15 protein-coding genes are annotated in these 14,442 nt (G+C 56.6%); 4 read left to right on the top strand and 11 right to left on the bottom strand.

What is annotated here, in order from left to right:
* Positions 1–78 precede the first annotated feature (78 nt).
* From proB to F6A13_RS10965, 3 genes are all read right to left on the bottom strand, one after another.
* A complete protein-coding gene (proB, locus tag F6A13_RS10955; protein WP_009566656.1) occupies positions 79–1,077 on the bottom strand; it encodes a glutamate 5-kinase in 999 nt (332 codons plus the stop codon).
* 153 nt (positions 1,078–1,230) lie between these two features.
* On the bottom strand, positions 1,231–2,787 hold the full coding sequence (locus tag F6A13_RS10960; RefSeq protein ID WP_012537209.1) for a RimK family alpha-L-glutamate ligase: 1,557 nt from the start codon (positions 2,785–2,787) through the stop codon (positions 1,231–1,233).
* 33 nt (positions 2,788–2,820) lie between these two features.
* Positions 2,821–3,150, bottom strand: coding sequence for a GNAT family N-acetyltransferase (locus F6A13_RS10965; RefSeq protein ID WP_012607436.1), 330 nt, complete (start codon positions 3,148–3,150; stop codon positions 2,821–2,823).
* A gap of 50 nt (positions 3,151–3,200) precedes the next feature.
* Between F6A13_RS10965 and tnpA the strand changes: the two genes are divergently transcribed.
* Genes tnpA through F6A13_RS10980 form a run of 3 tightly spaced genes read left to right on the top strand, consistent with a single transcriptional unit; the run spans position 3,201 to position 5,558 of the window.
* Positions 3,201–3,533: an IS66 family insertion sequence element accessory protein TnpA gene (gene tnpA / locus F6A13_RS10970; RefSeq protein ID WP_151528247.1), complete on the top strand. Its 333-nt coding sequence runs from the start codon at positions 3,201–3,203 to the stop codon at positions 3,531–3,533.
* Positions 3,524–3,871 carry an IS66 family insertion sequence element accessory protein TnpB gene (tnpB, locus tag F6A13_RS10975; RefSeq protein WP_012536650.1) on the top strand — a complete coding sequence of 116 codons (348 nt, stop codon included), beginning with the start codon at positions 3,524–3,526 and terminating at the stop codon, positions 3,869–3,871. The genes tnpA and tnpB overlap by 10 nt, the downstream gene beginning before the upstream one ends.
* A gap of 49 nt (positions 3,872–3,920) precedes the next feature.
* Positions 3,921–5,558, top strand: coding sequence for an IS66-like element ISAfe4 family transposase (locus F6A13_RS10980; RefSeq protein WP_012535935.1), 1,638 nt, complete (start codon positions 3,921–3,923; stop codon positions 5,556–5,558).
* 512 nt (positions 5,559–6,070) lie between these two features.
* On the opposite strand, the gene F6A13_RS10985 is transcribed toward F6A13_RS10980, so the two are convergent.
* From F6A13_RS10985 to kdpA (F6A13_RS11020), 8 genes are all read right to left on the bottom strand, one after another.
* The gene (locus tag F6A13_RS10985; protein WP_012537211.1) at positions 6,071–6,352 is read right to left on the bottom strand and encodes an HU family DNA-binding protein; all 282 of its coding nucleotides are present in this window, start codon (positions 6,350–6,352) and stop codon (positions 6,071–6,073) included.
* Positions 6,298–6,522 (bottom strand): hypothetical protein, encoded by a 225-nt coding sequence (locus F6A13_RS10990; protein WP_012537212.1) that lies wholly within the window; start codon positions 6,520–6,522, stop codon positions 6,298–6,300. Before F6A13_RS10990 ends, F6A13_RS10985 begins: the two co-directional genes overlap by 55 nt.
* A 141-nt stretch (positions 6,523–6,663) precedes the next feature.
* A complete protein-coding gene (locus tag F6A13_RS10995; RefSeq protein WP_009569773.1) occupies positions 6,664–6,888 on the bottom strand; it encodes a hypothetical protein in 225 nt (74 codons plus the stop codon).
* A 250-nt stretch (positions 6,889–7,138) separates the two neighbouring features.
* Entirely contained in the window at positions 7,139–7,762 is a 624-nt protein-coding gene (kdpC, locus tag F6A13_RS11000) for a potassium-transporting ATPase subunit KdpC (protein WP_012537214.1), read from the bottom strand.
* Positions 7,763–7,774: 12 nt separating this feature from the next.
* Entirely contained in the window at positions 7,775–9,844 is a 2,070-nt protein-coding gene (kdpB, locus tag F6A13_RS11005; RefSeq protein WP_012537215.1) for a potassium-transporting ATPase subunit KdpB, read from the bottom strand.
* Positions 9,845–9,857: 13 nt separating this feature from the next.
* Positions 9,858–11,609, bottom strand: a complete 1,752-nt coding sequence (gene kdpA / locus F6A13_RS11010) for a potassium-transporting ATPase subunit KdpA (protein ID WP_012537216.1) — start codon at positions 11,607–11,609, stop codon at positions 9,858–9,860.
* Entirely contained in the window at positions 11,606–11,698 is a 93-nt protein-coding gene (gene kdpF, locus F6A13_RS15920) for a K(+)-transporting ATPase subunit F (RefSeq protein WP_009569372.1), read from the bottom strand. The genes kdpA (F6A13_RS11010) and kdpF overlap by 4 nt, the downstream gene beginning before the upstream one ends.
* Positions 11,699–11,994: 296 nt before the next feature.
* The gene (kdpA, locus tag F6A13_RS11020) at positions 11,995–13,746 is read right to left on the bottom strand and encodes a potassium-transporting ATPase subunit KdpA (protein WP_012537217.1); all 1,752 of its coding nucleotides are present in this window, start codon (positions 13,744–13,746) and stop codon (positions 11,995–11,997) included.
* A 442-nt stretch (positions 13,747–14,188) separates the two neighbouring features.
* Here kdpA (F6A13_RS11020) and F6A13_RS11030 point away from each other — a divergent pair, with 442 nt between their 5' ends.
* The gene (locus tag F6A13_RS11030) at positions 14,189–14,374 is read left to right on the top strand and encodes a hypothetical protein (RefSeq protein WP_074874174.1); all 186 of its coding nucleotides are present in this window, start codon (positions 14,189–14,191) and stop codon (positions 14,372–14,374) included.
* The last annotated feature ends 68 nt before the right edge of the window (positions 14,375–14,442 follow it).

Genomic DNA, 14,442 nt, shown 5'->3' on the forward strand with positions numbered 1-14,442 from the left:
ATGTTTCTCCAATTGCGTAAAAGAGGCCTGTACACCAGGTATGACTGGCGCGATCGCGTAGCCAATAAATGTGAAAATTTATTGGCCGTTGAATATTGGTATTGCGGTAAAAGGTGGCGTTTCCGAATAAAAAGCCACCACCTCATCTTTTACCCGGCGCACGGGATGGATCACCCACTGTTGGCCGTGGTGGATCTGAAGACGTGTCCAGGCATCCCGACGCAATTTCCGGTCGAATTTTCCAGAACGCAGAAATGTCCCCAAAAGTGCCCCCTTGTGCAAGCGCAGGAGCACATCCGGAATTCGTCCATCGGCAATGAGCGTGGTCGCACCAGAGCGCGCCGCATGGGTGGCGGCGTGTATTTTGGTGAGCATCCCGCCGGTACCCACGGTGCCACCGCTTCCACCCGCCATATGCTCATACCGTGGGTCACCCGCCATACCTTCCGTGATCATTTCGGCATCAGGCCGTGCGCGCGGGTCCGCTGTAAATAGCCCTGATTGATCAGTCAGCAATACCATCAGGTCGGCATGCCAGACGTTGCTGACCAGGGCGGCCAAATGGTCGTTGTTGCCCAGAGCATTATCCAGATCGACGATCGCATCGTTCTCATTGATAATGGGCAACATCTGCATTCTCAAGAGCATTTCGATGGCGGACCGAGTCTTCTTGAGGCGCTTCCGATCTCTGAAGTTATCGCGCGTCAGCAGTATTTGCCCGCAATGCGTCCCTCCCTCGGCCAGGAGATTCTCATAAGCATGAATCAGGGCGGATTGCTCCACGCTGGCCGCCGCCTGACGCTCTTCGGCGGTGGTCATCTTCTGGGCCCATCCCAGGTGACATTTGCCGGCACTGACGGAACCGGAGGAAACTAATACGACCTCAATATCTTCGGCGCGAAGTCGCAGTATTTGCTGCACAAGTTTCTGCATGGCCGACAAATCCAGTCGTTGGCCGTCTTGAGTCAGCAGACTGCTCCCGATCTTGATAACCCAGCGGCGTGCGCGCTGCTGTAGCGCTGCCCGGTCGGGCACTACGGAATGCATAGTTGCTTTACCGACAATATTCATGGTCATTATAAAGACTCCATTGGTTTAAAAACCCGTTTGGTTATGTCCTCAACGAAGATTGTAGATGGTCCTCATCTATAAATTCCATATAAATGGTATATAATTTGTGTATATTTTTAGGGGCTGTAATCAACCTGGAAGGCTGCAGATCAGGGGTGCTTATAAGATGGTTGTCCGCAGGCATGGCCTTTTTATTTCCATAGCCCCACCATTCGCAGGCCACCCGGTCCCGGGCCGCCCATGCGACGTCTCCATGCGCCGGATCAAGGAGCGCAGCACCGTCTCGTAGAGGACATCCCCCATCACGCCGTCCTCAATGCCGCGATCGATATTCGGATTGTCGTTGACCTCCACGACGAAAACGCCTTCGGACGTTTCCTTGAGATCCACACCATAGAGTCCGTCCCCAATCAGGTTGGCGGCGCGGACGGCAGTCTGCAGAACGAGCGCGGGTGCTTCGTGGAGGGGGATCGTGCGAAACCCGCCCTGCAGGGCGCGCCCGTTGTCCAGGTGACGCACGATCTGCCAATGGTTGGACGACATGAAGTATTGGCAGGCGAACAGGGGTTGCCGGTCCAGCATGCCGATGCGCCAGTCGAACGGCGTATAGCAATAAGGTTGAGCCAGCAGCAGGTCAGAGTCAGCGAACAGTTCGGCGGCCACCTTTCTCAAGGTCTCCGGATCGGTGACTTTCCGGACTCCGCGGGAGAAGGACCCGTCCGGCACCTTGAGCACGAAAGGATAGGACAGCCGTTTCTCCAGGCGTCGAAGATCGGTCTTGCGGATAATGACGGTTTCGAGGATCGGCACCTGATGCGCCCGCAGTATCTCCGTCAGATACACCTTGTTCGTGCAGCGCAGAATGGAATCCGGGTCGTCGATCACCACCAGCCCTTCCTGTTCGGCCTTCCGGGCGAACTCGTAGGTGTGGTGGTCAATACGCGTGGTCTCCCGGATGAACAAAGCGTCGAACTCGGCCAGTCGCCCATAGTCCCGGCGCTGAATCAGTTCGACGTGAATTCCCAGACGCTTTCCTATGCGGACAAAATGCTTCAGCGTTCGAGAACTGGATGGCGGCAATACTTCCCGGGGATCGTGGAGGATGGCCAGATCGTAGCGCATGCGCTCGGCGGGCTTGCAGCCTGCAGGCTTCGACTTGCGCCGGCGGCGAGCGAGATAGTGCTGAAGGGCGGCACGGAGCTCCGCTTTTTCCACGGCGTCCAGGTCTCCGATGGGTAACGCGCAAACCCTTTGGATGCGCCAGACGCCATTGGCCCGAAGCTGCACCTCCAGCGCCGGCATGGGCAGGTGCTCGAAGAGTTCCCGTGCGAGTCCCTGCATGGGGCCATCCGCCGTCCAGCCGAAGAAAATCCGCAACACATAAGTGGATCCCACCTCCTTCTGCAGGTTTTCCGTCGCTTTTTCCAGCAGAGGTTGCAAATCGGCGAGTCCCGGGCGGTACAGGGATTGCCTGCGCACTTCCAGCAGGGTGCGCACTTCCGGCAGAACGTGGTGACCGCGGGCCTCACCCAGCAGCGAGCAATAGTAACCCACACCCCCATACTCCAGGTTCCGGCACAGGTTGATGACCCGGGTGCGTCGATCTTCCGGCTGGTATTTGCGGCGCAGGTAATCTATCGCGGTGATGACGGGGATATCGAAATCATCGGCCGGCCAGTCGCGGCGGGAATCGACAACGATCAGGTTTTTAGGCATGGGAAATTCCGGGATTTGGGTGAACGATACGCATCAGAGCGGTTTTTCCATGCGAATCGCGGCGGTGCGGTCCACCTGTGGCGGTGCGGCCTCGTAGTATGACGCGATGCGGTCGAAAGGCCGGTAACCGACGCTGGTGTACAGGCGAAGAGCCGCAGTATTGTCCTCGCGCACTTCCAATCGTATCCGATTCCGCCCGGACGCCATGGCGACAGACTCGGTACATGCCAGAAGTGTCCGGGCCATGCCTATCTGGCGGTGTTCCGGCGCCACGGCCAGTGAATAGATACGTGCGATGCGTGAATTTCGCCGCATCAGGAGAAGCGCATAGCCGGTAACCGTCCAAGCAACCCACCTTCCCAAATTTTCTGACCTGACCGATCCTGATCTGCATTCAGCGCGGAGGGATGGTGATGAAGAAAGAAGAGAAAGTCGCTTATTGGCGGCAGCAGGTAGAGGGATTTCAGGCGAGCGGACAGTCGGTCAAGAATTATTGTGCGCAGGCGGGGATCGCCGTAGCCACGCTGCATTACTGGCGCAAGCGCTTTGCCGATTCTGTACAAACGCCGTTGCTGTCCGCCGTGCCCGAAGGGTTTTTGCCGGTAACTCTGGCCGCGCCGGTCAGGACGCCTGTTTCACCGGTAGAAATTCACCTGTTATCCGGTCGTAGCCTGAAGCTTGCGGCGGCGGTAGATACCAGCTGGCTCCAGACCTTGGTGCAGATTCTGGAAAGACCATGTGGCTAAATTCGAGCAGCCGGATCTGGCTCGCGGCAGCGCCCGTGGATATGCGCTTGGGCTTTGATGGCCTGGCGGCCAAGGTACAGGGGGTATTGGCTGCCGATCCTTTTTGCGGTCATGCTTTTGTCTTTCGCAACCGCCGAGGGGATCGTCTGAAATTGTTACTGTGGGATGGACTGGGCTTCTGGCTGGTGTATCGCCGTCTGGATCAGGGACGACTCCATTGGCCCCGCGCCGATGCCGGTGCCATAGAACTCTCCGCTGCGCAGTGGGCGATGCTGGTAGAGGGGCGCCCGTGGACGCCGTTACCGAGCCTGGAAAAATGCACACCAACACTGCTGTAACTAGCGGGAATTGCTTGTATAAATAGCCCAGTTCCGATACTATTTTCTGATGATTTCAGCGCCGCAAACGCCTCTTCCCACCAGCCCGGACGCCCTGCGCGATCTGGTGCTGAGCCTGCTGCAACAGCAGGAGGAACAGGAAGCGGAACGCACCCGGATCATCGCCCAACAGCAAGCGGCCATTGCCCTGCGCGATGAAACCATCGCCCGCCTGGAAAGCACCATCGCCAAACTGCAGCGCTGGCGATTCGGACGCCGTTCGGAAAAGCTCTCTCCCGACCAGATCAGTCTTTGGGAAGAATCGCTGGATACCGAAATCGCGGCGATGGAAAGCCTCCTCGAAACCGTTCTGGAAGACAGTGCGGCCGTGACCGCTGGCCGTGCAGAGGGAGCAGCCGCCGACGCGCAGACCGTAACGGTCCCCGCCCGTCCCGTACGCCGGCACCCCGGCCGCATGGCGATCCCCGCCCATCTGCCCCGGGTAGAAGTACGTCACGATCCCAAGACTTGCACTTGCGCGCAATGTGGGGGTCCACTCGAAACTGTCGGGGAAGAGATCAGCGAAAAACTGGATTATATCCCCGGACGCTTCCAGGTGATTCGCCATATCCGCCCCAAACTGGCCTGCCGCCCCTGTGGTACCATCGAAAGTCCGGCATTACCGGCACAGGTGATTGACAAGGGCTTGCCCACGGCGCGCCTGGTGGCCCATGTGATGACGGCGAAACACGTGGATCACCTGCCTTTGTACCGGCAGGGAACCCAGTACCAGCGAGCGGGCGTACCGATCTCTCGCGCCACCCTCTGCAGCTGGCTGGGTCAGGGCGAATACTGGATCAGTCTGCTCGCCGAAGCTTGCAAAATGGCCTTACTGGAAGGAAAGATTCTGCACGCCGACGAGACGCCCTTGCCCGTCCTCAACCCCGGCAGCGGCAAGACGGACAAAGCCTATCTCTGGGTGTATCGCAGCCAGGCGGATGCCCCGCATCCCGTCGTGGTCTTTGATTATGCCCCGGACCGTAAGGGGATCCACGCGCAACACTTCCTGGGCGACTGGCAAGGCATCCTCCAGACCGATGACTATGGGGGGTATGATGCCCTCTACCGCAAGGAACAGATCATCGAAGCCGGATGCTGGGCGCATGTACGCCGCCACTTCTATGACGTGGAACAGCGCGGTCCCAGTCCGGTAGCCCAGAAAGCCCTGGCCTGGATCGTCAAACTCTACGCCATCGAAGCGGAGATCAAGGAATCTCTACCAGATCAGAAAGTCGCCGCCCGGCAGCAGCGTGCCGGTCCCCTGCTGGAAGCCTTCCATGCCTGGCTCACGGAAACCCAGATGCAGGTGGCGCCGAAAAGTGGTATTGCCAAAGCGATGGCCTATGCCCTCAACCGTTGGAAAGCACTGACGCTCTACCTCGAAGAAGGACAACTCAGCATCGATAATAATCCGGTGGAGCGGGCGCTGCGGGGCGTGGCCATTGGTCGCAAGAATTTTTTATTTGTTGGAAATGATGCGGGTGGTGAACGTGCCGCGTCCTTCTACAGCATTATCGAAACGTGCAAACTCAACGGCGTCGAGCCCTTCGCTTACCTCTGCGATGTGCTGGAAAAGCTCCCGACCTGGCCCAACAAGCGGCTCCACGAACTTTTGCCGTGGAACTGGAAAAAAACCGCATTACCCTGATCGGCGCTAACCCGCAAGGGTGGGTTGGCTGAACGTTTACCATAGCCGCAAATGCGAGTGCCATTTTCGACCACGAGAATCCTGGCGCGCGCTTGCAGAGTGCAACCCCCTGCCGGGGTGCAACTCCCATGTGCCAGAAAACGGCGTAGCCCGGAGCGTGAAATACGATCCATGGAAAAGCATTGGTTCTCAATGGCGGTAAGCGCATCCAGATCCCTAAGGCCAGCCTCGCGGATGGTGCCAGCATGGGGCGCTGGTCGCGCCTTCGTTAGGGCTGTGGTGTTCAATCTGGTGCGAAGTCTTTCTGTGAATGGACGAGGGTCGCGGCACCCCCCGCCGGGTTCAGCAGGTCCGCCAGCAGATAATTCCTTTTTTCGATTAAGTACGCGAAGATTCTGTCACTCCTCAATAAAATTCTGCCGCCACACGAGTTTTCCCGAAGGATAACCGGACAGCCATGTACCTCGCGAGTCATCTAAATCTTCCGAAGGCTCTGGGCGTCCGTCGCAACGCTAGGAGTTTACCCTGTCCTGAAACGTCTTCGTGGCCTTGAAGGTCACGACGCGTCGTGCTGGGATCTGGATTTTCTCACCCGTCGCAAGATTCCGGCCTTTCCTCGCTGATCTGTTGGTGAAATGGAGCGTATCGACTTCCGGGATGAGTATCTTTTCCGCCGAGTGCATTTCGGCGCGAATGGTCCTGGCAAAGGCTTCCAGGAACCGCGCCGCATATGACCATATTACGTCTTCGGGGCATAAAGTAGATACCATTTGCGTAACGCCAGCAGGCACCATACAAACTCGACCACACCGAAAGGCCAAGTGCCGGCCAGAAATCCATAAATGGACGTTCCGAGGCACGATACGGAAAATGCCAGAGTCCACCAAAGGGAGCGCGCCTCCAGGGCATAAAAAATCATCATCAATGTAACAGTGATTACGCCGAAGAGCGTTAATGGTGACATGGGTGGTTCCTTGCGGGGTGAGAACTGATGCCTGTTTAAGAGCCTGCGCAGGAGGTAAAAAAGAGCGTCCATCTGTCCTTTCAAAAAACCAGCAAAACACTTTTCCTGGCAGACAGACTCGGCACACCGACCATGATCAGATCACGGCAGCGAGGGATCATCGGAATGGATGGACTGCGGTGTCTTTCCCTCGTGCGCCATTGCCCATCCGCGCTCAAATGCATAAGCCAGCACGCCAGACATATGTTCGGGAAAATAGGCTTCGCAGGCATCCTCGACCTGGTCGGCAGTAGCGTCCAAGTGTTGCAGCGCCCAATGGTAGCCCGCCCACTCGGCCGCGAGGATGCTTTCTTTCAGTGTTTCCATGTGTTTTTCTACCTCCGTAGATACCCTGCCGTTAGTAGAGTAGAGAGAAACGCCCTCCGCCAACGGTAGGGTTTTGTGGTGTCGCATTACCCCTGGGTGCAGGGTGAGCCTACCGAGCGGATCGCTCCGCCCTGAAACGCACTGATTTTGCGGCGAAGGAGTGCCACTTTCCGCATCTCGCAGCGATATATGCCAAGCGTGACTGTGACTGTGAGCAGGATGACCAAAGTCGCACCCGCCCAGGAAGCCATCATGATTTCGCTCCTTTCGTGAGCGGAGATCTTGTTGCTCCATGCGCGGCGGCGTATCGGTCATGCAGCGCGAGGTCGAGTTTCACCACATTGACCACGGGTTCGCCGAGGAAACCCAGCAGGGGTTCTGTGGTGTTCTCCTTGACCAAGTGGCGCAATGTCACGATATCAATACCACCAGCCTGCGCAATGCGCGGGATCTGATAGAGTGCTGCCGCAATACTGATGTCGGGATCCAGACCACTCGCGGAAGAAGTCACGAGGTCCACCGGAACCGGGCCTTTCTCAGCGGGATCCGCGGCCTTGATGGCCTTGATCCGCGCCGCCACGTGCTGTGCCAGAACAGGATTGTTCGGACCCAGATTGGAGGCGCCGGACCCGGCGCCATTGTAAGGCACCGGTGAAGTCGCCGAAGGACGGCTCCAGAAGTACTGCGGTTCACGGAAATACTGGCCGATGAGGCTGGAACCCACGATCCGCCCATGCTGGCGAATGAGAGAGCCGTTGGCCTGATGGGGAAACACGACCTGGCCGATACCCGTCATCGCCAGGGGATAGATCAGACCGGTCATTACGGCCAGAACCAGGAACAGCAACAGCGCGGTTTTGATGTCTTTGATCATGGTGTCATCCTCCTACAGTACAACCAGCAGCATGTCGATCAGCTTGATGAAGATAAATGGCGCAATAATGCCGCCCAATCCGTAGATCCACACGTTGCGGCGCAGGATGTGCTGCGCCGAGTCCGCGCGGAACTTGATCCCCTTGAGGGCCAGTGGAATCAGAAAGGGGATGATGAGCGCGTTAAAGATGACTGCGGCCATGATGGCATGGGTAGGCGAGCTCAAATCCATGATGTTCAGCTCGCCCAATTGGGGATAAGTCGATACAAACGCCGCCGGGATGATGGCGAAGTATTTGGCCACATCGTTCGCCACACTGAAGGTGGTGAGGGCGCCGCGGGTCATCAGCAGTTGCTTGCCGATCTGGACGATCTCCAGCAGTTTGGTGGGATTGGAGTCCAAGTCGACCATGTTGGAGGCTTCGCGCGCCGCCTGGGTACCACTGGCCATGCAGAGACCGACATCCGCCTGGGCCAGGGCTGGGGAATCGTTGGTGCCGTCCCCGGTCATCGCGACCATGTAACCCTCATTCTGGTATTCTCGAATGCGCGCGAGCTTGGTTTCCGGTTTGGCTTCCGCGAGATAATCATCGACCCCCGCTTCAGCGGCAATGGCGGCGGCAGTCAACGGATTGTCGCCGGTCACCATGACGGTGCGGATACCCATCGCCCGCAATTCGGCAAAGCGCGATTTGATGTCGGCTTTGACGATGTCCCGCAACTCGATGGCACCCAATACCGCTGCGCCAGAGCAGACCACCAGGGGTGTTGCGCCACCCCCCGCGATTTCCTGCACTATGCCGTCCAGCTCGTTAGGCCAGGTGCCCCCCAGCGACTGGACCCACGCCTTCATGGCGTCGGGAGATCCCTTACGCAATTGCTGCCCATTCCAGTCCACCCCACTCATGCGGGTTTCGGCAGTAAAAGGGATCAATTGGGCTTCCAGTGGCAAGGCTTCCCGGCTTTGCGGGTAATGTTTGTCGGCAAGGGTCACGATACTTTTGCCCTCCGGCGTCTCATCGGCCAAAGAGGCGCGGCGGGCCGCCTGCGCGAGGATTTCCTGGGTAACCGCTAAAACGGGGTAAAACGCCGCTGCGGATCGGTTGCCGTAGGTAATGGTGCCGGTTTTATCGAGAAGCAGCACATCCACGTCACCCGCCGCCTCGATGGCACGCCCGGAAGTCGCCACCACATTGCTCTGCAGCAAGCGCACGATGCCGGCAATACCGATAGCGGGTAATAGCGCTCCGATGGTGGTGGGAATCAGGCAGACCAGCAAGGCTACCAGCACCGTCAGGCTGATCACCGATCCGGAGTGGCTGGCGTAATGGACGCTATACCAGGAAAACGGATAAATGGTGACGGTGACCACCAGAAAAACGAGCGTCAAAACGACCAACAGTATGCTTAGAGCGATTTCGTTAGGGGTTTTGCGTCGCGATGCCCCCTCCACCATGGCGATCATTTTGTCGAGGAAGGTGTGTCCGGCCTCCTGCGTCACCCGGATGATGAGCCAGTCCGAGATCACCCGGGTACCGCCGGTGACCGCGCTACGATCACCCCCGCTTTCGCGGATGACGGGCGCGCTCTCGCCCGTGATGGCGCTTTCATCGACGGCGGCGACTCCCGCCACCGCCTCGCCGTCGGTGGGGACGAGGTCTCCCGCTTCTATCAGGACAAAGTCGCCGCTGCGCAGGCTGGCGCCGGGAACCTCCTTATAGCTCGCCTCGCGCACCGGTTTCGGCAGTTTTTTGGCCGTAACTTCCTGCCGGCTCTGCCGCAAACTGTTGGCCTGGGCCTCGCCCTGACGCTCGGCCAGCGCTTCGGCAAAATTGGCAAAAATCAGTGTGAGCCAGAGCCAGAGGTCGATCACAGCGGTAAAAGGCGCTTCACTGTTATGCACGATTAGATCGTGAAAAAAGAGGGCCAGCAGCAGCCAGGAGCCGACGTAGACGACGAACATCACCGGATTGCGCAACTGGCGACGCGGGGAGAGCATGCTGAAGCTGTCCCACAGGGCGCCCCGGCCCTGATCTTTCCAGTTGATCGGAGATGCCGCATGTTTATGATGGGTAGATTCCATGAATATGATTCCTCTAATGAGTCAGGGTGCTGATGGGCGCCAGTTGATCTGCAATCGGACCCAGCGCCAGTGCCGGAAAGAAGTTGAGCGCGCCGACCAGAAGAATGACCCCCACCAGTAGGCCGATGAAGATCGGCGTATGCGTCGTCAGGGTACCCGCCCCGGCGGGGATCTTCTTTTTACCCGCAAGTGCGCCCGCCAAGGCCAGCAGCGGCAGATAGGGCCAATAGCGACCGAAGAGTATGGCCATTCCGGTGATGAGGTTGTAAAAGGTCGTGTCACTGCTCAGCCCATCAAAGGCGCTGCCATTATTGTTGGCAGGACTGGTAATGGCATAGAGGATCTCGCTGAAACCATGCGCCCCGGGGTTAAGGGCCCCGGCACGTCCGGCGGTCGTACTCACGGCGACCGCCGTACCGATCAAAACCAGTAATGGCATGATGAGGATGGCCAGTGAGGCCATTTTGATCTCGAACGACTCGATTTTTTTACCGAGAAACTCCGGCGTGCGCCCTACCATGAGACCACCGAGAAAAACGGCAAAGATCATGAAAGCGAGCACCGTCGCCAAACCCGTCCCGACGCCGCCAAACACCGTTTCCCCCATTTGCATGAAGAACAGGTTGATTCCGCCGGACAGGGGCATGAACGAGTCATAGGTGCTGTTAGCCGCACCGGTGGAGGTTGCGGTCGCGATACTGCCGAACAGCGCCGACGCGCCAGCACCGATGCGATCTTCTATCCCTTCCAGATTGCCACCACCGGCGAGGCTGGCCATATTGGCTTGCGTGGCCCCCAGATGGGTCAGCAGCGGGTTACCCAATAGCTCAAAATGTTCACTGACCACGGTTAAAGGAACAAAAAGTACGAGCGTGGCGATCATGATGGCCCAGGCTGTGCGTTTGGCCTTCACCATGTGCCCGAACATGAACACCAGGGCAGAGGGAATCAGGATCATGGCCACCATTTCCAGGAAATTGGTGAAGCCCGTGGGATTTTCGAAAGGGTGCGCATCGTTCATGTCGAAGAACCCGCCCCCATTGTTACCCAGCATCATGATGGCCTCTTGAGAGGCTACCGGTCCCACATGAATCATCTGATGAAGAATAGTCTTGCCGCCGGACACAAATGGAGCGATGAGGTCAGCGCGCACTACCCCTGTCAACGTTTGTACCACGCCCTGTTCCATAAGAATCAGCGCAAAGAGCGCGGACAGGGGGAGCAGTACGTAGAGAACGGTGCGCGTCATGTCGACCCAGAAATTTCCGAGATTCTTGGTTTTATGACGGGCGAGAGCGCGAATGATGGGCAGGACGATAGTGATGCCCGTCGCCGCCGAGAGGAAATTCTGCACGGTCAGGCCCAGCATCTGCGAGAGATAACTCATGGTCGAGCCGCCGGAGTAATCCTGCCAATTGGTATTGGTGATAAAACTGACTGCGGTATTGAATGCGGAAGCACTTGGGACGCCGCCGAAGTGTAAAGGATTCAGGGGCAGCGCGCCTTGCGCCAACAACAAGGCATAGAGAAAAACGCCACCGATCAGGTTAAAGATCAACAGGGCGATGGCGTAGCGCTTCCAATCCATTTCCTCGCTCGCCGAAACGCCGATGACGCGGTACAGTCCCCGCTCCACGGGACTCATCAGGCGTGTCGCCCAAAACCTCTCGCCGGCATAAACGCGATGCATGTAGCGACCCAGAGGCAAGGCCAGCAGAATGGTCAACAACAGAACCGCGGCGGTCAGCATGATGGTGAATATCATAGGAATCGTTCCGGATTAATCAGAAATACCAAAAGATAGATGAAGAGCATTGCCCCCAAACCGAGGCCTATCCATGCAAAAGCGTTCATCTTATGTTCCTCAGACGATCCAACATCTCAACAACCCCTAGGGATGCCAAGAAAAAAACAACTATAATCAATAAGTAAACAAATTCCATGCCAACCTCCTTCGCGAGCGCAGGCCCACACCCCGCACACCATCATAATGTAGCCGTGTGCAACACTAGCAAGCATCCATCTATAAATTCCATATAAAACCTATATAAAACGTATATAAATTCGTGATTGTTCAGCCCAATGCTGGATTCACCGCACCGACGCTCCCCGCTGCGGAGCACACAGCGGGGGTGGATCCATATGATTCCTCAATGAGCCAGCGTGTTGAGGGGTGCCAGTTGTTCTGCAATCGGTCCCAGCGCCAGTGCCGGAAAGAAATTGAGCGCGCCGAGCAGAATGACAACACCTACCAGCAGACCGATGAAGATTGGGGTATGGGTCGTCAAGGTGCCGGCGCCAACGGGGATCGTCTTTTTGCCCGCCAGCGAACCCGCCAGTGCCAGCAGCGCCAGATAGGGCCAATAGCGGCCGAAGAGCATGACGATCCCGGTGATGATGTTGTAAAAGGTCGTATCACTGCTCAATCCACCAAAGGCGCTGCCATTATTGTTGGCGGGACTGGTAATGGCATAGAGGATCTCGCTGAAACCATGCGTCCCCGGATTAAAGGCCCCGGCCCGTCCGGCGCTCGTACTCACGGCGATCGCCGTACCAATCAAAACCAGTAATGGCATGATGAGGATGGCCAGTGAGGCCATTTTAATCTCAAAGGACTCAATCTTTTTACCGAGAAACTCTGGCGTACGTCCCACCAGGAGGCCACCCAGAAATACCGTGAAGATCGCAAAAGCGAGCATGGTTGCTAATCCCGTACCCACACCGCCGATCACGCACTCTCCCAGATCCATAAAGAAGAGATTGACACCACCGGACAGGGGCATAAGCGAATCATAAGCGCAATCCGCAAGACCGGATGACGTGGTGGTGGCGAGGCTTGAAAACAGGTCTGAAGCCGCCACACCAAAGCGATCCTCAACCCCTTCCATATTGCCGCCACCGGCCAGCACAGCGGTATGCGCCTGCGTGACATGGAGTGTATTGAATAGTGGGTTGCCCGCGAGGTCGACATGTTCGCTCAAAAGAGCCAAGGGCACAAAAATCACCAACATGGCGATTAATAGCGCCCAAGCAGTGCCTTTAGCCTTGGCCATGTGACCAAACATAAACACGATAGCAATCGGGATCAGTATCATACCAATCATATACAAAAAATTAGTCAGCGCGGTTGGGTTTTCAAACGGATGGGCGAAACTCGCATCGAAAAACCCTTCACCGTTATTACACAGCACTGCGATGGATGCTTGCGAGGCCACCGGTCCCATCGCGATCATCTGTTGAGTGATTTGTTTCCCCCCGCTTTGGAAGGGTGCAATCAAATGGACCTGCACATAAGGCCCAAAGGTCTGGATAACGCCCTGCTGAATGAAAATTAGCGCCAGTATGATTGACATGGGGATCAGAACGTAGAGGATAATGCGCGTAATATCGACCCAGAAATTACCCAAAAGGTGCGTGTTTTTTCGCACTACGCCACGAATAATGGCCAGAACGATAGCAATACCGCTTGCTCCACCGATAAAATTCAGATCTGTATAGGGCAGCATCTGCGACAGATAACTCAGCGTCGTTTCACCACCATAATCTTGCCAGTTGGTGGTGGTTATCGCAGCAATGGCGGAATTGAAAGCCGTGCCAATGGACGTTCCAGGTAGATGCTGTGGATTCAGCGGCAAGGCGCCTTGTGCTTGAAAAATAAAATACATAAACAAAACGCCGAGAATATTGAAAAGCAATAGGGACAGGGAATAGCGTTTCCATCCCATTTCATCGTCGACAGGTACTCCGGTCAGACGATATATTCTTTTTTCCAGCGGTCCCAGGAAACGGGTGGCCCAGAATCGATGACCTTCAACAACACGATACATATAGTGGCCCAACGGCAATGCCAGAAAAACTGACAATGCCAGAACTGCAACAAGGAGAATGATTGCAGAAGTCATAAGGATTGCTCCGCTTTGGGTGGGAACGACAAGAACGACAGCAAGTAAAAGAACAGGATGACGCGCAATCTCAGACCAACCCAGCCGAAGGCGGTCATTTGTGCCTCCTCATTCGTCCCAGCATCTCGGCGCCTCCATAAAACCAAAAACTACCACAAAAATAAGCTGATAGATCACTGCGTGCTTAAAGGCACTATAACTAATATATCGGATACCATAACTACCCACCACATCTAGTCTGGTATGGTTGGGCGCTAACCGGATAAGCACGGATCACTGTTCATCAGTAAGGATTCTATCTTCCGGTGAATCGTTGCCCGCCACATACACGAAGACTAGCAAGGTTCCATCTATAAATTCCATATAAAATACATATAATTTGTCTATAAATTTGGATCGACAGAGTGCCTGTCCCGCATGAAACGGCCCCGAGCGCCAGTCCATCACCGCCTACCTGTGGGGCGAACTGGCTGTGCTGACCTGCCCCTGCCACCTCTTCATTGCCGTCGTGCTGGCAGGTACGACGCCGGCACGTTCCTCGGTGAGCATTTGGGTTATCGCGGCGCTCGGTTTGACCGACTTGTTCCTTCTGTCGCTGTCGCTGGCGTTGCGGGCATCAGGCCCTTGACTCCGTACCCTGGTACGGCAGTAAGTTGGGCCTACCCAACCCCTATAATAAGCTTATATCGTGATGAC

Source organism: Acidithiobacillus sp. 'AMD consortium' (assembly GCF_008926505.1).
GTDB lineage: Bacteria > Pseudomonadota > Gammaproteobacteria > Acidithiobacillales > Acidithiobacillaceae > Acidithiobacillus > Acidithiobacillus ferridurans.

What these genes read in the sequence shown, in the direction of transcription:
- proB (WP_009566656.1), bottom strand. Translation starts at nt 1,077, where the DNA reads ATGACCATGAATATTGTCGGTAAAGCAACTATGCATTCCGTAGTGCCC.
- F6A13_RS10960 (WP_012537209.1), bottom strand. Translation starts at nt 2,787, where the DNA reads ATGCCTAAAAACCTGATCGTTGTCGATTCCCGCCGCGACTGGCCGGCC.
- tnpA (WP_151528247.1), top strand. Translation starts at nt 3,201, where the DNA reads ATGAAGAAAGAAGAGAAAGTCGCTTATTGGCGGCAGCAGGTAGAGGGA.
- tnpB (WP_012536650.1), top strand. Translation starts at nt 3,524, where the DNA reads ATGTGGCTAAATTCGAGCAGCCGGATCTGGCTCGCGGCAGCGCCCGTG.
- F6A13_RS10980 (WP_012535935.1), top strand. Translation starts at nt 3,921, where the DNA reads ATGATTTCAGCGCCGCAAACGCCTCTTCCCACCAGCCCGGACGCCCTG.
- F6A13_RS10985 (WP_012537211.1), bottom strand. Translation starts at nt 6,352, where the DNA reads ATGGTGCCTGCTGGCGTTACGCAAATGGTATCTACTTTATGCCCCGAA.
- F6A13_RS10990 (WP_012537212.1), bottom strand. Translation starts at nt 6,522, where the DNA reads ATGTCACCATTAACGCTCTTCGGCGTAATCACTGTTACATTGATGATG.
- F6A13_RS10995 (WP_009569773.1), bottom strand. Translation starts at nt 6,888, where the DNA reads ATGGAAACACTGAAAGAAAGCATCCTCGCGGCCGAGTGGGCGGGCTAC.
- kdpC (WP_012537214.1), bottom strand. Translation starts at nt 7,762, where the DNA reads ATGATCAAAGACATCAAAACCGCGCTGTTGCTGTTCCTGGTTCTGGCC.
- kdpB (WP_012537215.1), bottom strand. Translation starts at nt 9,844, where the DNA reads ATGGAATCTACCCATCATAAACATGCGGCATCTCCGATCAACTGGAAA.
- kdpA (WP_012537216.1), bottom strand. Translation starts at nt 11,609, where the DNA reads ATGATATTCACCATCATGCTGACCGCCGCGGTTCTGTTGTTGACCATT.
- kdpF (WP_009569372.1), bottom strand. Translation starts at nt 11,698, where the DNA reads ATGAACGCTTTTGCATGGATAGGCCTCGGTTTGGGGGCAATGCTCTTC.
- kdpA (WP_012537217.1), bottom strand. Translation starts at nt 13,746, where the DNA reads ATGACTTCTGCAATCATTCTCCTTGTTGCAGTTCTGGCATTGTCAGTT.